Origin of the sequence: Streptomyces paludis (assembly GCF_003344965.1) — a bacterium.
Taxonomy (GTDB): Bacteria; Actinomycetota; Actinomycetes; order Streptomycetales; family Streptomycetaceae; genus Streptomyces; species Streptomyces paludis.
The window spans coordinates 3,898,051-3,917,281 of the sequence record NZ_CP031194.1 but is presented as its reverse complement, the minus strand read 5'-3'; the positions used below and the strand labels follow the sequence as shown (position 1 = coordinate 3,917,281).

17 protein-coding genes are annotated in these 19,231 nt (G+C 70.8%); 9 read left to right on the top strand and 8 right to left on the bottom strand.

Annotated features, from left to right (window positions below):
* Window positions 1–47: 47 nt before the first annotated feature.
* The 7 genes from DVK44_RS17265 (at window position 48) to DVK44_RS17235 (ending at window position 8,791) form a co-directional block, all read left to right on the top strand.
* Window positions 48–1,049: a PucR family transcriptional regulator gene (locus DVK44_RS17265; protein ID WP_114665209.1), complete on the top strand. Its 1,002-nt coding sequence runs from the start codon at window positions 48–50 to the stop codon at window positions 1,047–1,049.
* A 231-nt stretch (window positions 1,050–1,280) separates the two neighbouring features.
* Window positions 1,281–1,796, top strand: a complete 516-nt coding sequence (locus DVK44_RS17260; RefSeq protein ID WP_114665208.1) for a hypothetical protein — start codon at window positions 1,281–1,283, stop codon at window positions 1,794–1,796.
* A gap of 156 nt (window positions 1,797–1,952) precedes the next feature.
* The gene (locus DVK44_RS17255) at window positions 1,953–3,416 is read left to right on the top strand and encodes a flotillin family protein (protein ID WP_114660465.1); all 1,464 of its coding nucleotides are present in this window, start codon (window positions 1,953–1,955) and stop codon (window positions 3,414–3,416) included.
* Between the two features lie 184 nt (window positions 3,417–3,600).
* Window positions 3,601–4,353 carry a response regulator transcription factor gene (locus DVK44_RS17250; protein WP_114660464.1) on the top strand — a complete coding sequence of 251 codons (753 nt, stop codon included), beginning with the start codon at window positions 3,601–3,603 and terminating at the stop codon, window positions 4,351–4,353.
* Window positions 4,354–4,655: 302 nt separating this feature from the next.
* Entirely contained in the window at window positions 4,656–6,218 is a 1,563-nt protein-coding gene (locus DVK44_RS17245) for a sensor histidine kinase (RefSeq protein WP_114665207.1), read from the top strand.
* Window positions 6,219–6,306: 88 nt separating this feature from the next.
* A complete protein-coding gene (locus DVK44_RS17240) occupies window positions 6,307–7,293 on the top strand; it encodes an AraC-like ligand-binding domain-containing protein (RefSeq protein WP_114665206.1) in 987 nt (328 codons plus the stop codon).
* Window positions 7,294–7,411: 118 nt separating this feature from the next.
* Complete coding sequence (locus DVK44_RS17235) at window positions 7,412–8,791, top strand: DUF3500 domain-containing protein (protein WP_114660463.1); 1,380 nt, start codon at window positions 7,412–7,414, stop codon at window positions 8,789–8,791.
* A 104-nt stretch (window positions 8,792–8,895) separates the two neighbouring features.
* On the opposite strand, the gene DVK44_RS17230 is transcribed toward DVK44_RS17235, so the two are convergent.
* The 3 genes from DVK44_RS17230 to DVK44_RS17220 are packed head-to-tail and all read right to left on the bottom strand — an operon-like array spanning window position 8,896 to window position 10,662.
* Window positions 8,896–9,105 (bottom strand): hypothetical protein, encoded by a 210-nt coding sequence (locus DVK44_RS17230; protein ID WP_114660462.1) that lies wholly within the window; start codon window positions 9,103–9,105, stop codon window positions 8,896–8,898.
* 12 nt (window positions 9,106–9,117) lie between these two features.
* Window positions 9,118–9,744, bottom strand: coding sequence for an ArsR/SmtB family transcription factor (locus DVK44_RS17225; RefSeq protein WP_228447211.1), 627 nt, complete (start codon window positions 9,742–9,744; stop codon window positions 9,118–9,120).
* A 57-nt stretch (window positions 9,745–9,801) separates the two neighbouring features.
* Window positions 9,802–10,662: a helix-turn-helix domain-containing protein gene (locus tag DVK44_RS17220; protein WP_114660461.1), complete on the bottom strand. Its 861-nt coding sequence runs from the start codon at window positions 10,660–10,662 to the stop codon at window positions 9,802–9,804.
* Window positions 10,663–10,970: 308 nt separating this feature from the next.
* On the opposite strand from DVK44_RS17220, the gene DVK44_RS17215 reads away from it, so the two are divergent.
* Together DVK44_RS17215 and DVK44_RS17210 are read left to right on the top strand one after the other, a co-directional pair.
* Entirely contained in the window at window positions 10,971–11,846 is an 876-nt protein-coding gene (locus DVK44_RS17215) for a glycosyltransferase family 2 protein (RefSeq protein ID WP_228447210.1), read from the top strand.
* 199 nt (window positions 11,847–12,045) lie between these two features.
* Window positions 12,046–13,077: a medium chain dehydrogenase/reductase family protein gene (locus DVK44_RS17210; protein ID WP_114660459.1), complete on the top strand. Its 1,032-nt coding sequence runs from the start codon at window positions 12,046–12,048 to the stop codon at window positions 13,075–13,077.
* Window positions 13,078–13,154: 77 nt separating this feature from the next.
* Here DVK44_RS17210 and DVK44_RS17205 read toward each other — a convergent pair whose 3' ends face one another.
* The 5 genes from DVK44_RS17205 to purS form a co-directional block, all read right to left on the bottom strand.
* A complete protein-coding gene (locus tag DVK44_RS17205; RefSeq protein ID WP_228447209.1) occupies window positions 13,155–14,006 on the bottom strand; it encodes a M23 family metallopeptidase in 852 nt (283 codons plus the stop codon).
* Between the two features lie 43 nt (window positions 14,007–14,049).
* Window positions 14,050–14,637, bottom strand: coding sequence for a winged helix-turn-helix domain-containing protein (locus tag DVK44_RS17200; protein ID WP_114660458.1), 588 nt, complete (start codon window positions 14,635–14,637; stop codon window positions 14,050–14,052).
* A gap of 1,097 nt (window positions 14,638–15,734) precedes the next feature.
* Window positions 15,735–17,993 carry a phosphoribosylformylglycinamidine synthase subunit PurL gene (gene purL, locus DVK44_RS17195; protein WP_114660457.1) on the bottom strand — a complete coding sequence of 753 codons (2,259 nt, stop codon included), beginning with the start codon at window positions 17,991–17,993 and terminating at the stop codon, window positions 15,735–15,737.
* Window positions 17,990–18,673, bottom strand: coding sequence for a phosphoribosylformylglycinamidine synthase subunit PurQ (gene purQ / locus DVK44_RS17190; protein ID WP_114660456.1), 684 nt, complete (start codon window positions 18,671–18,673; stop codon window positions 17,990–17,992). The genes purL and purQ overlap by 4 nt, the downstream gene beginning before the upstream one ends.
* The gene (gene purS, locus DVK44_RS17185) at window positions 18,670–18,921 is read right to left on the bottom strand and encodes a phosphoribosylformylglycinamidine synthase subunit PurS (protein ID WP_114660455.1); all 252 of its coding nucleotides are present in this window, start codon (window positions 18,919–18,921) and stop codon (window positions 18,670–18,672) included. Before purS ends, purQ begins: the two co-directional genes overlap by 4 nt.
* Window positions 18,922–19,231 lie beyond the last annotated feature (310 nt).

Below are 19,231 nucleotides of genomic sequence, written 5' to 3'. Positions count from 1 at the left end.
AGCACGGCATACCCGGGGAGTATCTGGAGGGGTACGCCTCCATCCTCATGGCCGCCTCGCTCACCGGCCGCCGCCTCACCCGCGCGGAGATCCTCTCCCGCCGCACCCTGGGCGAGCAGGCCGCCGAGGCCGGCCTCCAACTGCGCGCGCTGGTCGGCGCGCACCTCGCCGCCGCCCGCGCCGACTGGCCCGAGGCCGGCGACCCCGACAGCGTCCTGGCCGCCGTCGAGCAGGCCGTCGACGCGTTCGCCGAGGGGTACGAGCGCGCGCAGCGCCTCGCCGTACGGCAGGAGACCGCCGCGCGCCGGGAGTTCATCGACGACCTGCTGTACGGCCGCAGCGACCTCGGCCGGCTGGCCGAGCGCGCCGAACGGTTCGGGCTGCGCCTCTCGTACGAGCACGCCGTCGCCGTCGCCGAGGGCTTCGTCGCGTACGACGAGGAGGACGCCGTGCCGCGCGCCGTGGAGCAGGCGCTGCTCGGCCGGTTCGGCGACCGCAGTGTGCTGCTCACCACGAAGGCCGGCCGCATGGTGTGCGTCGCGCCGGGCGACCAGGCCGAGGTGCTCTCGTACTTCGCGAAGCGGGCGTACGCGGCGACGGACGGCGGCCGGGTCGCGGTCGGCCGGCCGCAGCCCGGCGTGGGCGGGGTCGTCCAGTCGTACGAGGAGGCGCTGAACGTCCTCGATCTCGCCGAGCGGCTCGGCATGGACGAACCGGTGCTGCGCGCCGCCGATCTGCTGGTCTATCCGGTGCTCACCCGGGACCGGCACGCCATGACGGAGCTGGTCCTCAACACCCTGGGCCCGCTGGAGTCCGCCCGGGGCGGCGCCCAGCCGCTGCTCGAAACCCTCACGGTCTACTTCGACGCGGGGTGCGTGGCGGCGGAGGCGGCGCGGCGGCTGTCACTGAGCGTACGGGCCCTGACGTACCGCCTTGAGCGGATCCACAAGCTGACCGGGGCCGATCCGGCGGATCCCACACACCGCTACACCTTGCAGACGGCCGTGATCGGGGCGAGGCTGATGGGCTGGCCCGAAAAAACGTTCTGACAACGGATTTCGGCCTGCGCGCCGAGACTCGGCCCGGCGCCCGCGCCGATCTGGTATCGGATTCGGCGCAGGTCCCGGGCCGGTCACGCGGCGGAGCCGTGGAGGTCCCGTGGCGGGTCGGCATCAAGAGCGCGTTAAGACTGCCGGGAATCGGCAGTGCCGAATGTCAGACCGGGATGTCACTATGGAGTCCTGGCCGAGGAAGCTGCGGCGTAGGGGGAGGTGGATCCGATGACCTTGTTTCTGGGAATCGGCATCGCGGGGCTTGTCCTGCTCGTCCTGTCACTGATTTTCGACGGGGTGATCGAGGGGCTCTTCGGTGGTGTGAATGTGCTGGACGGCCTGTTCGACGGCTTGTTTTCGCTGCCCGTGATCGCGGGCTTCATGTCAATGCTCGGCTTCGGTGCCGCGATAGTCCTCGGGACCACGAATCTCGGCACCGCGCCGGCCACCGCCGCGGGGGTGGCGGCAGGTGTCGGAGCCGGGTGGCTGACCTGGAAGTTCAGCAAGGTCCTGATGCGCGACCAGACGGCGACGACCCCGCGCGGGTCCGACCTGGTGGGCAGCGCGGGGACCGTGGTCACGGCGATTCCGGCTTCCGGGTACGGCGAGGTGCTGCTGCGGCTGGGCGGCCAGCCGATGAAGTTCTCGGCGAAGAGCGCGGAGGCCGTGCCGTACGGCACGGAGATCTGGGTCGAGGAGACGCTGTCGGCAAGCTCCGTCAGGGTGCGCAAGGTAGAACGCTGACGGAACGCGGGCCCGGGGATCGCGTATCCCTGTCTCCTCTTCCCTTTTCCCTCTTCCTTCTCGACAGCTCCGACACATCGACCTGCACGTTGCGCGGGGGATCCCGCGCGAACCGTTCCAACTGCCATCCCCCCGGGAGGCAAGGGAGAGAGCCTTATGAGTCCAGTTGTCATCTCAGTGCTGGGGGTCGTCGTACTCGTCGTCCTGCTGGCCCTTGTCGTCATCACGCGCTACAAGGTCGCGGGGCCCAGCGAGGCGTTCATCGTCACCGGACGGCGCGGCAAGAAGTCGACCGACCCGACCACCGGTCAGGTCTCGGTCGACAACAGCGGCCAGAAGGTCGTCGTGGGCGGCGGCGTCTTCGTCGTCCCGTTCGTCCAGCAGAAGTTCACGCTGGACCTGTCCAGCCGGCACATCCCGATCGCCGTGCGCGGCGCGGTGACGCTGCGCGGGGTGAAGGCCAACCTCGAAGGCGTCGCCATCGTCAAGGTCGGCGGCACGGACGACTCCATCCGCGCGGCGGCCCAGCGATTCCTCCAGCAGCAGGGCGGCATCGTCGGCTTCACGCAGGAAGTGCTCTCGGGCGCGCTGCGTTCCATCGTCGGCCGGATGTCGGTCGAGGACATCATCCGTGACCGTGCCGCGTTCGCCGGGCAGGTCGCGGAGGAGGCCGAGGCCAGCCTCTCCGGGCAGGGCCTGGTGCTCGACGCGTTCCAGATCCAGGACATCACCACCGAGGGTTCGTATCTGGAGGACCTCGGCCGTCCCGAGGCCGCTCGGGCCAAGCAGGAGGCCGACATCGCGGAGGCCGTCTCCCGTCGGGCCGCCGAGCAGGCGCGCCTGAAGGCCGAGGAAGAGATCGCGATCGCGCAGCGGACCTTCCAGCTCAAGCAGGCCGAGATCAAGGCCGAGACGGACGAGGCGTCGGCCCGCGCCGCCGCCGCCGGCCCGCTGGCCCAGGCCGCGCGTGAGCAGGACGTCCTCATCGAGCGGGAGAAGGTCGCCGAGCGCCAGGCCGCGCTGACCGACCGCGAGCTGGACACCAAGGTCCGTAAGCCCGCCGACGCCGCGCGCTACCAGGCCGAGCAGGAGGCCGAGGCGCGTCGTGTCGCCCTGGTCAAGGAGGCCGAGGCGGACGCCGAGCGCTCGCGTCTGACCGGTGAGGGCGAGAAGGCGCACCGCGCCGCGCTCGCCGCCGCCGTGCAGATCGAGGGTGAGGCGGAGGCCGCCGCGATCGGCGCCAAGGGCGCGGCCGAGGCGGAGGCCATGCACAAGAAGGCGGACGCCTTCGCCCGTTACGGCGACGCGGCCGTTCTCCAGATGTTCGTCGAGGTGCTCCCGTCGGTCGTCGCGAAGGCGTCGGAGCCGCTGAGCGCCATCGACAAGCTGACGGTCATCTCCACGGACGGCGCGAGCCAGCTGGCCCGTACGGTCACCGACAACGTCGCGCAGGGCGTCGAGCTGCTCAGCTCGACCACCGGTGTCGACCTGGCGGAGCTGCTGAAGGGCATCACCGCGGGCAAGGGCACGGCGGTCGTCCCCGCGCCGGCGGCCGAGACGACGAACGGCACGACCAGCGGCACGACCGTCAACAACGGCCGGGTCGAGGTCACGGACTGACCGGTCCGGCGGACGCACGCACGTAAACGCGCGCCTGTACGACGGAGGGCCCGCTCGGTGACGGACACCGGGCGGGCCCTCCGCGTGTCCGCCTCATGGCTTCCGGCTTCCGGCTTCCGCGACCCACGGCCAGGACCCAGGTGGAACACAGGATTCACCCAGCCGACCGGGACACGATCCGTACATGGACCGGTATACGGATCGCGCCACGCCCAGCAGCACCGGGGCCCGTACCCGCGAGCGGGTCCGCGTCCTGATCGTCGACGACGAGCCCGGACTCACCGAGCTGCTGTCCGTGGCCGTCACCGAGGCCGGCTGGCGCCCGTACCCGGCCGGTGACGGCGAGAGCGCGCTGCGCGCCGCACGCGGCTGCGCACCGCATGTCGTCGTCCTCGACGGAATGCTCCCCGATCTGGACGGACTTCAGGTGCTGCGCCGGCTGCGGTCCGAGAACCCGAAGCTGCCCGTCCTCATGCTCACCGCCCGCGACGCGCTGGAACACCGCATCGACGGACTCTCGGCGGGCGCCGACGACTACGTGACCAAGCCGTTCTCCCTGGAGGAGGTCGTGCTGCGGCTGCGCGGGCTGCTGCGCCGGACCGGCGCCGAGGAGATACGGACGGACGACCCGGTGCGGGTGCTCGGCGGACTCGTGCTGACCGAGCGGACCCGCGAGGTGCACCGCGACGGCGCCCGCGTCGGGCTCACCGCGAAGGAGTTCGACCTGCTCAGCCTGTTGCTGAGCCATCCGCGCCAGGTGCTGAGCAAGGCGCAGATCCTCGACCGGGTGTGGAGCAGCTCGTTCGACGGGGGCGGCAATCTGGTCGAGGTCTATATCTCCAGCCTGCGCCGGAAGATCGACAGGGGCCGGGCACCGATGATCCACACCGTGCGCGGTGTGGGGTACGCGATCCGCGCGGCGGAGGAGGCGAGATGAGGGCCCCCGGCGGCGACCCGACCCGGCCCCCGGGCCGCCCCCCGGCCGGACCGCACCCGAGGCCCCCGACCCGGCCACGGGCCTGGGAACGGCCTTGGGTACGTACGCGCCCTCAGCGGCTGCGGCTACGGCTACGGCTACGGCTACAGGGACACTTGCCGCCCGGACACTGGCCGCGTGCGCACTGGCCGCGCGGACACTGGCCGCTCCGTCGTCGTCGCGTACACCCGTCGAGCGGGCGCTCGCTCCGCGTCCGGCTGGTGCTCTCCATCGGCGCCGCCCTCGTCGTCGTGTGCGCGGCGATGGCGCTCACCACCATCTGCGTACAGCGCGCCTACCTCCTCGGGAATCTGGACGAGCGCGTCACCAACGCCGCCGAGCGCGGCCTCGGCGGCGTCAAGGTGGGCCCGCGTACGGACACCGACCTGGCGTTCCTCAACGAGCAGGGGCAGGCCGCCGGTACGCTCGCCGCCCGGCTCGACGCCACCGACGGGACCGTCACCGCCGCCGAGGTCATCGGGCCCGACGGCCGGCCGCGGGCCGTCACCGCCGACCAGCGGGCCGCCCTCGCCGGTATCGGCGCGGACGGCTCCCTGCACACCCGGACCGTCCCCGGCCTGGGCACGTACCGGATCGCCGTCCTCGGCGGTGACGGGCTCTACGTCCTCATCGGGCTCCCCATGGACGACGTACGGACCATGCTCAACGGTCTGGTCGTGGTCGAGGCGGCGGTCGCCACCGCCGGGCTCGCCCTCGCCTGCGGCGTCTGCGCCGTCGTCATCCGCCGCCAGCTGCGCCCGCTGGGCCGGGTCGCCGCGACCGCCGTCGCCGTGTCGCGCTCGCCGCTCGGCAGCGGCGAGGTCACCGGCCTCCTCCGGGTCCCCGAGCGCGACACCGACCCCGGCAGCGAGGCCGGCCAGGTCGGCGCCGCGCTCAACCGGATGATCGACCACGTCGAGTCCTCGCTCGCCCGACGCCAGCGCGGCGAGGAGCGGATGCGCCGGTTCCTCGCCGACGCCAGCCATGAACTCCGTACCCCGCTCGCCTCGATCGCCGGATACGCGGAACTCATGAACCGCGGCACCCACAAGATCAAACCCGGCCTCGCCTGGCGCCGGGTCTCCGCCGAGTCGGCCCGGATGACCGGGCTCGTCGAGGACCTGCTGCTGCTCGCCCGGCTCGACGACGGACGGCCGCTGGAGTCCGCGGAGGTGGACCTCGCGGCCCTGGTCTCCGAGGCGGTGTGGGACGCGCGGGCGGCGGGCGACGGACACGACTGGCAGCTCGTGCTGCTCCTCGACGACGGCCCGGCCCTCGTCACCGGCGACGAGGCGCGCCTGCACCAGGTGGTGGCCAACCTGCTGGCCAACGCCCGCGCCCACACCCCCGCCGGGACCACGGTCGTCGCCTCCGTCGAGACGGCCGCGCCACGGCGCTGCGTCATCCGCGTACGGGACGACGGCCCCGGCATCCCGCCGGGGCTGCTCCCCACCGTCTTCGAACGCTTCACCCGCGCCGACGCCTCTCGCTCCCGTACCTCGGGCGGCGCGGGCGGCGGCGCCGGCCTCGGTCTCGCCATCGCCGCGGCCATCACGGCGGCGCACGGCGGCCGGATCGGCGTGGAGAGCGAACCGGGCCGTACGGCGTTCACGGTCGACCTGCCCTGTACCGACCTGCCCGGCATCGACCTGCCCGCCATCGAAGCACCCAGCGCCGAAGCACCTCGCAACGAACTTCCCTGTACGGAAACGACGTTGGCTCACCCAGCGATTTCCGGCCCTCCCCGGTCCGCTCGCCGGTCCGCTCCCCGGTCCGTCCCTCACCCCACCCCCGGGGCCATGACCGACTCCCCGCTTGAGCTTTAATCCCGCTGCGGACGGTAAAACGGCAGGAACCAGTGCGAGGCCGTCGGCGAAGCAGTACTCGGTGGCACGACGGAGAGTGGGCACGATGATGATCGGAACCGTGTTCCGGAGCGAGGACCTGCCTGCGGCGGACAGGTTCGACTACTGGCGGGAACTGGTCGGTCGCACCCGGTCGAGCGACATGATCAGCGTCCATCACTCCGACTTCCGCGCGGAGATACGGCTGATGGAGCTGGGGCCGGTGACCGTATGGCCGACGTCCTTCCTGCCGACCCGCTACCGGCGGAGCCCGAAGATGGTGCGCCAGTCGGACCCCGAGCTGTACCACCTGACGCTGCTGCTCGACGGCGGACTGGCGATCGACAGCGCCGGGCGGACGAATACGTTCGGTCCCCGTGACCTGCATATGGCCGACAGCTCGGCGCCCTACGATGTCCGGTCGGCGGACGACGGGAGGTGCCGTGTCATACGAGGAGTGGGCGTCGACTTCCCCAAGGCGCTGCTGCCCCTGCCACCGCACCGGGTACGGGACCTGCTGGGCCGGGGGCTGTCGGGGCGCGAGGGCATGGGCGCCCTGCTCTCGGAGTTCCTCATCAGTCTGGAGCGGCAGGCCGAGACCCTCCAGCCGTCCGACGCGCCACGGCTGGGTACGGTCGTACTCGACCTGGTGGCGGCGTGGTTCGCCCGCGCGCTGGACGCCGAGGCCGCCCTGCCGCCGGAGACGCGCCAGCAGGCCATGACGGAACGCGTCAAGGCGTTCATCCGGCAGAACCTGCACGACCCCGAGCTGAAGCCGCCCGTGATCGCCGCCGCCCACCACATCTCGCTCAGCTATCTGCACCGGCTCTTCGAGCAGCGCGCGCCGGGCGAGACGGTGGCGGCCTGGATCCGCGGCCAGCGGCTGGCCGGTATCCGCCGCGACCTGGAGAACCCCGCGCTGCGGACCACCCCGATCCACGCCGTCGCCGCCCGCTGGGGCATCGTCGACGCCTCCGTACTCACCCACGCGTTCCGGGCCGCGTACGGGCTCTCGCCGAAGGAGCACCGGCTGCGGGCACTGTCCGAGCCGAGCTGAACGCCGCTTTCCCGCTCTCCACTCCACCGGCTTCAGGTGGGACTCAGGTTGCTGCCCCACAGTCGTCTCGCACGGCCGTCCACGAGGGACGTGCCCATGACGAGAGGAGCCGGCGACGATGACCGAACTCGACACCGGGGACGCAGGGACCGCAGGGGCCACACAGGACACCGCCGTACGGGCCGAGACCGGACGCCGCGCCCACGCGAGCCGCCGTACGTTCATGCGCAAGGTCTTCCTCGCCGGCGGTGCGACGGCCGTCGCGACCATGGGCGGCGCCGGCGCGTGGACCGCGCTCGCCGACGACGACACCGGTACGGCCGCCCCCGACCCCTCGGCCACCGACACGGCCACCACCGACCCGAGCGGCGCGCCCGGCGGCGGCCCGGGAGGCCCGGGCGGCGGCGCCGGCGGCCCCGGCAACGAGGGGATCACCGAGGAGTTCTTCGGCGTCACCACGGACGGCAAGCGGATCGACGACCTCTACACCGTCCACTCCCAGGGCGTGAAGACCGCCCCGGTGATCGCCGCCGCCACGGCGTTCCTCGCCGGGCTCAGCGACACCGAGCGGTCCGACGCGCAGTTCTCCCTGCACTCCACCGAGTGGCGGCTGTGGAGCAACATCGACGCGTACACCCGCCAGGGCGTGTCCATCGAGAACCTCTCCGCCGAGCAGAACGCGCTGGGCGAGGCCCTGCTGACCGCCGCGCTCAGCGCGCAGGGGCTGGAGACCACCCAGCTCACCCGCCGGATCAACAAGGCGGCGTGCGAGGCGATCAACCAGACGCAGTACGCGGAGGCGTACTACTGGACGGTGATGGGCACCCCGTCCGCCACCGAGCCCTGGGGCTTCCAGTTCGACGGCCACCACCTGGTCATCAACTACTTCGTCCTCGGCGACCAGGTCGTGATGAGCCCCTGCTTCTGGGGCTGCGAGCCGACGTCGATGGAGATCGACAACAAGACCGTCGACGTCATGCAGGACGAGATCAAGGCGGCGCTCGCCGCCGTCAACTCCCTCGACACCGCTCAGCGTTCCGCCGCCATCCTCAAGTCGACGAAGGACAATGAGGAGTTGATAGCGGGCGCGTTCTCCGACAACGCCGTCCAGGAGTACACGGGCATCCGGGCGAACCGGCTGACGTCCGTACAGCGGACCAAACTGCTCGCGCTCATCGAGCTGTTCGTGGGCAAGGCCAAGAACGACGTCGCCAAGGTCCAGATGTCCGAGGTCCGCAAGCACCTCCAGGACACCCACTTCGCTTGGATGGGCGGTACGGCCGCCACGTCGGCGTTCTACTGCCGCGTCCAGAGCCCGGTCATCTGGATCGAGGTGGACTGCCAGTCCCCGTTCGCGTTCGGATCCCTGTACGGCGAACAGAACGGTGGCGCGCCCACGCAGCAGCACCTCCACTGCGTGGTCCGCACGCCGAACGGCAACGACTACGGGAAGGAGCTTCTTCGACAGCACCTGCTGACGTCGCCCCACCACCGCTGAGTGCGCTGAAGCGGCACTGAGGCGACACATCAACTACCGCGTTTTCTCTGTCATGGCGAAGGCCGCACCCACCCAGGCGCGGCCTTCGCCGCGACTGCTGCCGCTCAGGCGGCCCCGGCCCCGGGCGCGGTGGCCAGCCGCAGACCGACCTCCACAAGCCGCCACCCCAACCGCGCGCGGAGGCCACGGCCGCGGGGCCGCCGGGGCGGTGTGCCGGCCGCGGCGGCGTCGGCGGCGAGGCTGTGGGCGTGGGCTTCGGCCCGGAGTCCGGCGGCGTGGACATGGTGCAGGGCCAAGTAACTCTCGGCGTGCATGGACTGGGCCTCTCACTCCGTGATGAGGGGGAACGCATGGGTATGGAAACGCACTTGCTCGGCGCCGGTACCGTCCGCGCCCGCGCCCTCGTCCAGCGCCCGATCGCGGTAGGACTCCATGAGCGCGTGCATTTTCGCGACCAGTTCCTGGGTGAGTTCCGGAGTCAGCCGCAGCGTCTCGCTGCTCATGTCCCAGGCGCTGTTCCACTCCGCCGGCCACGCCTGACGGTTGCCCAGCCAGGTCGACAGGTCCCGGGTATGAGCGGTCGCGACCTGGTGGAGATACATATCGGCGGCGCCGCGCACCTCCGGGTTGTCGTCGGCGAACAAGGTGTCGCTGAAACGCAGCCCCTGGTGAACGGCCTTCCACCACCGCTCCCGCCCCGTGCCCTGCTCGGGGGCGTCCTCGATGAAGCCATGGGCGGCGAGCTGCCTTAGGTGATAGCTGGTGGCACCGCTCGACTCACCGAGTTTCTCGGCGAGTCGGGACGCGGTGGCCGGACCGCCGAAGCGCAGCGCGTCGAGCAGCCGCATACGCAGCGGGTGCGCGAGCCCGCGCAGGGAGCGGGCATCGAGACTACGGACCCGCGGGTCCTGGTCCGGGTCGTTGGGCGCGTTCATGTACACAAGAGTAGCCATGCAAAGAAACCTTTGCAACGACTTCTTTGCGAAACGAGCCCCGCTCCTCCCCGCCACTCACAACGCGTCGCGGAAGGCCGTCAGGATCTCCTTCGTCCGGCCCACCGACCCCGCGTGCGCCACCATGCGGTCCATCACCTCCGCGTGCGCCGCCACCTCCGCCGTCCGGTCGAGGTAGAGCGCGCCGGTCAGGTGCTCCACGTAGACCATGTCGGGGAGTTCGGGCACGGCGAAGCGGAAGAGGACGAAGGGGCCGTACGTGCCGGGGTGGTGGCCGGCGGCGAACTCGGCTATCCGGAGCGTCACGTTGGGCAGTTCGGCGGCGGCCAGCAGCCGGTCCAGCTGCGCCCGCATGACGGCCGGCGTGCCGACCCGGCGGTGCAGAACCGTTTCGTCTAGGACCGCGCAGAAGCTGGGCGCGTCCGCTCCCGTCAGCAGCGCCTGGCGCGCCATCCGCAGCGCCACCAGGCGTTCGATCCGCCGCGGGTCATGCGGGCCGACCTCGCCGTACGTGAGGATCGCGCGCGCGTAGTCCTCGGTCTGGAGCAGCCCCGGCACGAAGTGCGGCTCGTACCCCCGGATCGTGCGGGCGGCCTCCTCAAGGCTGACATGGCCGCCGAACCAGTCCGGCAGCACATCGTGGAACCGCTGCCACCAGCCCGGCTTGTTGGCCTCGTCCGCGAGCCGCAGGAAGACCGCCGCCTCGTCCTCGGGCAGACCGTACGCCCGCAGCAGCACCCCCACGTACGGGATCTTCAGGCCGACCTCGGCGGTCTCCATCCTCCGTACGGTCGCGGGGGCCACCCGCAGCAGCTTCGCGGCCTGGCCGCGGCTGAACCCGGCGCGCTCGCGAAGGGCCTGGAGCTGTCTGCTCAGGACCAGTTGGCCGATCGTCGCGGCAGGCCGCGGTTCACTCACACCTCACACCTGTCCCCCGTGCACCAGCATGCGCCGCAGTGTGTCACAGGGAAAGCGCTCTCGGACATAGCTCTGGGTCGCGTACCGATCACGGAATCGTGTGTCCTTTGCAAAGATCGCGGCCCCGGGCAAGGCGTCCGGGCAAGGCGTCCGGGCAAAACACGCGGCCCGAGATGAACCACGGACGTCCGCCCGGACATCTTCCGATGACAAGAGGGCGACAACCGCCGGATAGCATCGATTTCCCGCTGTGGCACCGCTCTCCGCCCCGCCGACAGCGCCCTACTGATTGCTGGAGTGATCTGGACGTGTCCCGACCGCGTGTGGGTGTGGCCGTGCTGACCATGGGGAACCGGCCCGTGGAGCTGCGGGCCCTGCTGGATTCCGTGGCCAAGCAGCAGGAGGCCGCGACACGGGTCGTGGTGGTCGGCAACGGCGCGCCGCTGCCCGAACTGCCCGAGGGCGTCATCGGCGTGGAACTGCCGGAGAACCTGGGCGTCTCCGGCGGGCGCAACGTCGCCATGGAGAGGCTCCGGGAGAGCGGTGACGTGGACGTGCTCGTCGACCTCGACGACGACGGGCTGCTCATCGAGGCCGATGTGATCACCCGTATCGCCGATCTGTACGAGGCCGACCCCCGCCTCGGCATCGTCAGCTTCCGGATCGCGGACGAGACCGGGCTGACCCAGCGCCGGCACGTCCCCCGGCTGCGCGTCGGCGACCCGATGCAGGGCAGCGAGGTGACCACCTTCCTCGGCGGCGGACACGCGCTGTCCATGCGGATGCTGGAGGGCACCGGCGGCTGGCCCGACGCGTTCTTCTTCACGCACGAGGAGACCGACCTCGCGTGGCGCGCGCTGGACGCGGACTGGCGGATCCTCTACACGCCGGAGCTGGTCCTCCAGCACCCCCGTACATCACCCGCCCGGCACGCCGAGTACTACCGGATGACCGCCCGCAACCGGGTGTGGCTGGCCCGCCGCCACCTCCCCGCGCCGCTCGTACCGGCGTACCTCGGTACGTGGATCCTGCTCACCCTGGCCCGTACGCGCTCGGTGAGCGGGCTGAAGGCGTGGTTCGGCGGGTTCTTCGAGGGCGTACGGACACCGTGCGGCCCGCGGCGGCCGATGCGGTGGCGGACGGTGTGGCGGATGACGCGGCTGGGCAGGCCGCCGGTCATCTGACCCCGCCCGCCGCTGACGGCCCTGCGTTGTTGCCGGTGCTGACGTCGCTAGAGACGTCGGCACCGGCTTTTTCACGTTGCCGACCACCGCGCCCACTAGTTAGAGGGTATAGCGAAAAGTATTGACACTCACTCCGCCCGTGCGTTAGAACTTATAACGAACACGAGGACGCGTAACAATCGGACAAGCGGAGGTAGTCATGAACGCCGAGGGACTCGTCGAGGTCGTCCTGCCGGGCAAGGTGGCGCCGGAGGGGCTTCAGCTCCGGCACGGATCCGTCCCCGTACCGGGCCCCGGGGAGATCGTGATCCGGATGGAAGCGACCGGCGTCTCGTTCGCCGAGCAGCAGATGCGCCGCGGCCGGTACTACGACCAGCCGGCGTTCCCCTTCGTGCCCGGTTACGACCTGGTCGGCCGGGTGGCGGCGGTCGGCGCGGGCGTCGAGCCCGGCCTGACCGGGGCCCGGGTGGCGGCGGTGGTCAAGGTCGGCGGCTGGGCCAGCCATGTACGCGTCGACGCGGCGGACGCGGTACGGGTCCCCGAGGGGATCGGCGCGGCGGAGGCGGAGACCATGGTGGTCAACGGCATCACCGCCTGGCAGATGCTCCACCGCAAGGCACGGATCCGCGCCGGCCAGACGATCCTGGTGCACGGCGCCAACGGCGGCGTCGGCTCGGTCCTGGTCCAGCTCGCCCACCTCGCGGGCGTCAAGGTGATCGGCACGGCGTCCGTACGCCACCACGACACCCTGCGCGCCCAGGGCGTCACCCCCGTCGACTACCGCACCGACGACATCCCCGCCCGCGTCCGCGAACTCGCCCCCGGCGGCGTGGACGCCGTCTTCGACCACCTCGGCGGCCGGAGCACCACCGACTCCTGGCGCCTCCTCGCCCCCGGCGGCACGCTCGTCTCGTACGGCAGCGCCTCCACCCGGGACGACGAGGGCTCGAAGCAGTGGCCCGTGATGAAGATCCTCGGCCAGGTGTGGCTGTGGAACACACTGCCCAACGGCCGGCGCGCCTACTTCTACAACTTCTGGGCCGGCCGCGGCCTCGCCAAGAACCGCTTCCGGGCCCGGCTGCACGCCGACCTCACCCAGGTCTTCGAGGCCGTCCAGCGCGGTGAGATCAGCGCCCGGATCGCGGCCCAACTGCCGCTCAGCCGCGTGGCCGAGGCGATGACGCTGGCCGAGTCCGGGACGGTGGCCGGAAAGATCGTGCTGAACCCGTAACCCAGGCCCAGCGATGATGGACGGCAAGTTCGTGGAGTACTGGGTCAACAGCGACACACTGGACCTGCTCACCCAGCTCAAGGTGGGCTGAGCGACGCGTCTCCGGCCCGGAAGACCTCACCGTTCGCCGGAACACCGATGCCACGCCAGCTGAACGGGATCCCGCTTGCCACATCGAGGTCCGGGTGGTCCATCAGCTGGAAGTGGAGATGGGGCTCGGAGGAGTTGCCGGAGTTCCCGCAGCGGGCCAGGAGCTGCCCCGCCCGCACCCGGTCCCCCGCCCGCACCTGGAGAGAGCCTCGCTGGAGGTGGGCGTACATCGCGTACGTACCGTCCCCGAGGTCGAGGACGACATGGTTGCCGACGATGAGACCGGCACCGCCCATCTCGCGCACGGCGCTCTCCAGAAGCAGCAGATAAGCCACGCCCGCAAGGGAGTTACGGCTGAGGTGGTCACGCCGGTGGTCGTCCGCGTGGACCACGGTCGCGTCGGCCACCGCGTACAGCGGCTGCCCGAAGGCGGGAAAGTCCTCATTGCGGCGGGCGACCGGCCACAACCACGCGAAGGCCGGGCGGGCGCCGGGGGCGGGTTCGGCGATGATGTCGATGGCGTAGGTCTGGCCGTAGCCGTGTGTGCCGTGGCTGGGCACCTTGTCCGCCGGGCTGTTGAGCACCGACCACCGCCCGGCGACCGGCACGGCCACCTCGACGGCCGGGGGCGGCCCCGCCCGCAGACCCCGCTTCCCTCGTCCCCTGCCGCTGCTCTGACCAAGGCTCAGGGCGAGCAGGACGACCAGAGGAGAGAGGACCACCCACCAGGAGAGGGGCAGCCCGGCGAGCCGGCCCACGATCAGCCCGGCGTAGACCATCCAGGTAAGCCGGAGGGCCACCATCATCAGCTTGCGAACGGACACACTGCGAACGGCCATTGCCGTCACCTTCCCCCATTTGTCATTGCGGTACTTCCACGCGCTACGGGCGCGCCGCGCTGAACATCACCAGCAGCGGTACGACCCGAGCGGCCGGCACCTCGTACCGGCCGCGCCCGGCCGGGTGCAGCCAGCCCGCGCCGGTGAGTTGGCGCAGGTGGTGGTAGATCTGCCCGGTGGTACCGAGCCCGTCCAGCTCGGCCAGTTCGGCGGCGGTGCGCCGGCCGCCGAGGATCTCCCGCAGCAACCGCAACCGCACCACATGCCCCAGCGCGGCAAACGACTCAGCGGCCACACCCCAGCCGGCCCCGCCGTCATCCGCGCCCCCGGCCGTCACGCCGGCCGCTCCCGCGTCGAGAAGCGCGTCGGTGAACGCGCCGTACTGCCACTCGTACCGCTCCCCCGTCGCAAGCCGCACGGCACCCGTATAGAGGACGCCCCCACCGGCCACCTCACCGGCATCACTAGCGGCCAGCTCCTCCTTGAGCCCCTGCAACGCCCAGAAGGCCCTACCCTCCCCAGGCCCGTCCTCACCTCCCCCGGACTCTGACTCCCGACCACCGCCACACCCCACGGCCTCCAACGCGGCAAGCCGCCGCTCCAGAGCAGCGACCCGCTCAACAAGCTCCATACGAACGACTTTACGTAATTACGTAATCCCTTTGCAAGGGTCCAGCGATGAGAAGCAGACGGGGGTGTACGGGGGCGAGCAGCTGAACGCCGGGTGCGGGCTGGGCCGCCCCTCCTCCTGCCAGTGTCGCGCCTCCAGGGGAGGTGTAAAGGGCGCTCCTTCGTCGCGTCGGCTGCGCCGACTCCGCTGCGCTCCGCCCTTGACACCTCCCCTTCCGGCGCGTGTACGGGAGAGGGGGGGCGGCCGGGGGGAGGGGGCCCAAGGGGTGGCGCCGCACTGCCGGCCGGCTCAGGGGCTGGCAGGCCGGTGGGCCCTGCGGGGCCGCGCAGCAGAGGAATGGGGCGGCCCCACACCGGCTCAGCGGCCAACCGTCCGCTGCTGGTTGCGACTCAAGCCCCGCTGGTCACCGTTGCGTTGTGGTGCCCGGAAGGCGGACGGGTCCTGCTGTCCGGTTCGGGTCTGCGGGCCATACTCCCGCCAATCCGCCCCATATGGGGCGGTTTGGAAGCCCGTTGGGGGTCTTCTCGGGCGGCATATGTGTCCTCAGGTGCGTTAGCGGCACTCCAGGACGCATGGACGGCCTTCAGAGGCCCACTTGCCGCCACCCGCGTCCCAGAAATCCCACAACCCACACCCGGTGACCAGCGGGGCTTGAGTCTCAGCAAACAGCGGACCGTCAGCCGCCGAGACGGGGCCGAGTCACCCCATTCCTCTACCGCGCGCCCCGCAGGGCCCACCCGCCCGCCAGCCCCTAAGCCGAGTGGCAGCACGGCACCACCCCCCGGGCCCCCTCCCCCCGGCCGCCCCCCCCTCTCCCGTACACGCGCCGGAAGGGGAGGTGTCAAGGGCGGAGCGCAGCGGAGTCGGCGCAGCCGACGCGACGAAGGAGCGCCCTTTACACCTCCCCTGGAGGCGCGACACTGACAGGAGGAGGGGCGGCCCACCCCGCACCAAGCGCCCAGCACCTCGCCCCCGGCCCACCCCGGTCTACCTCTTGGTACTGACCCGCAGATAACAACCCACAACGCAACACAACACAACACAACGCAAAAGCGCGGGCCCCTACCTCAAGGGCCCGCGCATCCGCATCCGCGCCGCTACGCCAGAAGCGCCGGGATTGTTGCCTCGTGTGCGGTCCTCAGTTCGGGCAGGGGGATGGAGAACTCGCCCTGGACCTCGACCTCGTCGCCGTCCACCACGCCGATCCTCGTCACCGGCAGGCCGCGTGCGCCGCACATGTCCGTGAAGCGCAGCTCCTCGCTGCGCGGTACGGCGACGATCGCGCGGCCCGCCGACTCGCTCAGCAGGAAGGTGAACGCGTCGAGGCCGTCCGGGACGACCAGTCGCGCGCCGTGTCCGCCGCGCAGGCAGGACTCCGTCACCGCCTGGATCAGGCCGCCGTCGCTCAGGTCGTGCGCCGCGTCGATCATGCCGTCGCGGGAGGCCGAGATCAGGATCTCGCCGAGCAGCTTCTCGCGGTCGAGGTCGACCGCCGGCGGCAGTCCGCCGAGGTGGTTGTGGACGACCTGGGACCAGGCCGAGCCGCCGAACTCCTCGCGGGTGTCGCCCAGCAGGTAGAGGAGCTGGCCCTCCTCCGCGAACGCGATCGGCGTACGGCGCGTGACGTCGTCGATCACGCCGAGCACGGCCACGACCGGCGTCGGGTGGATCGCCGTCTCGCCCGTCTGGTTGTACAGGGAGACGTTGCCGCCGGTGACCGGGGTGCCCAACTGGAGGCAGCCGTCGGCCAGTCCGCGCGTCGCCTCGGCGAACTGCCACATGACCGCCGGGTCTTCGGGCGAGCCGAAGTTCAGGCAGTCGGAGATGGCGAGCGGCGTGGCGCCGGAGGCCGCGACGTTGCGGTACGCCTCGGCCAGCGCGAGCTGCGCGCCCGTGTACGGGTCGAGCTTGGCGTACCGGCCGTTGCCGTCCGTCGCCATGGCCACACCGAGGTTGGTGTTCTCGTCGATACGGACCATGCCCGCGTCCTCGGGCTGCGCGAGCACCGTGTTGCCCTGCACGAACCGGTCGTACTGGTCGGTGATCCACGCCTTCGACGCCTGGTTCGGGGAGGAGACCAGCGCCAGCACCTGCTCGCGCAGCTCCGCCGCCGTCGCCGGGCGCGGCAGCTTGTTCGCGTCGTCCGCCTGGAGCGCGTCCTGCCACTCCGGGCGCGCGTAGGGCCGCTCGTACACCGGGCCGTCGTGGGCCACCGAGCGCGGCGGTACGTCCACGATCTGCTCGCCGTGCCAGAAGATCTCCAGCCGCTCGCCCTCGGTCACCTCACCGATGACGGTGGCGATGACGTCCCACTTCTCGCAGATCTCCATGAAGCGCTCGACGTGCTGCGGCTCCACGACCGCGCACATGCGTTCCTGCGACTCGCTCATGAGGATTTCCTCGGGCGAGAGGGTCGCGTCCCGCAGCGGTACGGTGTCCAGCTCGACCCGCATACCGCCCGAACCGGCCGACGCCAGCTCGCTCGTCGCGCAGGACAGGCCCGCGCCGCCGAGGTCCTGGATGCCCGCGACGAGCTTCTCCGCGAAGATCTCCAGGGTGCACTCGATGAGGAGCTTCTCCTGGAACGGGTCGCCCACCTGCACGGCCGGCCGCTTGGCCGGACCGGTCGACTCGAAGGTCTCGGACGCGAGGACCGAGACACCGCCGATGCCGTCGCCGCCCGTACGGGCGCCGTACAGGATCACCTTGTTGCCGGGGCCCGACGCCTGCGCGAGGTGAATGTCCTCGTGCCGCATCACCCCGATACAGCCGGCGTTGACCAGCGGGTTGCCCTGGTAGCAGGGGTCGAAGACGACCTCGCCGCCGATGTTCGGCAGGCCCAGGCAGTTGCCGTAGCCGCCGACGCCCGCGACCACGCCCGGCAGGACGCGCTTGGTGTCGGGGTGGTCGGCCGCGCCAAAGCGCAGCGGGTCCACGACGGCGACCGGGCGGGCGCCCATCGCGAGGATGTCGCGGACGATGCCGCCGACGCCGGTGGCCGCGCCCTGGTAGGGCTCGATGTACGAGGGGTGGTTGTGCGACTCGACCTTGAAGGTGACCGCGTACCCCTGGCCGACGTCCACGACGCCCGCGTTCTCACCGATGCCGACGAGCATGGCGTCGTTGGCCGGGGCCTTCTCGCCGAACTGCCGCAGATGGACCTTGCTGCTCTTGTACGAGCAGTGCTCGGACCACATGACCGAGTACATCGCCAGCTCGGCGCCGGTGGGACGGCGGCCCAGGATCTCGCGGATCCGGGCGTACTCGTCCTCCTTGAGGCCGAGTTCCTTCCAGGGCTGGTCGCTGTCCGGCGTACCGGCCGCGTGCTTGACCGTGTCGAGGTTCTTGATGGTCATGAGGCGCTTACCAGCTTCTTCAGGATCGAGGTGAAGAATCCGAGGCCGTCGGTACGGCCCGTACCGATCAGCGGCTCCACGGCGTGTTCGGGGTGCGGCATCAGGCCGACGACATTGCCGGCCGCGTTGGTGACACCGGCGATGTCGCGCAGCGAGCCGTTGGGGTTTCCGTCGAGATAACGGAAAGCGACCCGGCCCTCGGCCTCCAGCTCGTCGAGCGTGCGCTCGTCGGCCACGTACCGGCCGTCGATGTTCTTGAGGGGGACGGAGATTTCCTGGCCGGCCGAGTAATCGGCCGTCCAGGCGGTGTCCGCCGTCTCCACCCGGAGTTTCTGATCGCGGCAGATGAAGTGCAGATGGTTGTTCCGCAGCATCGCGCCGGGCAGGAGATGCGACTCGGTGAGGATCTGGAAACCGTTGCAGATACCGAGGACCGGCAGACCGGCCTTCGCCTGCTCGATGATCGTTTCCATCACCGGCGAGAAGCGCGAGATGGCGCCGGCCCGCAGATAATCCCCATAACTGAAACCGCCGGCCAGGACCACCGCGTCGACCTGCTTGAGGTCCTTGTCGCGGTGCCACAGCGATACAGGCTCGGCGCCGGCGATGCGAACCGCCCGCAGACTGTCCTGGTCATCGAGGGTGCCGGGGAAGGTGACGACTCCGATACGAGCAGTCACTTGGACTCCTCGACCTTGATCACGAAGTCTTCGATCACGGTGTTGGCGAGAAAAGTTTCGGCCATCTCATGGATACGGGCGAGAGCGGCCTCGTCGACCGGCTCCGCCACCTCCAGCTCGAAGCGCTTTCCCTGACGGACGTCGGCGATGCCCTCGAAACCCAGGCGAGGCAGCGCGCGCTGCACGGCCTGGCCCTGCGGGTCGAGGATCTCCGGCTTGAGCATGACGTCGACTACGACGCGTGCCACTGGCACTCCCGGTGGTGTGGTGCGGCTGGTTCTCGCTGCTGCGATCGGGGAATCCCCCAGACCCCCCGAGGTACCTCAGCGTACCCGCCCGGAAAATCTACGCGAGTAGATATCTTCGGGCGCACACCGGGGAAAATCCGGGAAAAAAATTGGCGCACCCCATTGCCGCATGACACGCTGACGCAATTGACTGGGCTTCACAATATGCCGTCCGCCGCTGTACAAAGGAATACAGCGGAAAACAGTATTGCCCCATAACAGCCGGAAGGCCGGTATCGCCGCACACCGCAGGCGCGGTCAGTGCGGTACC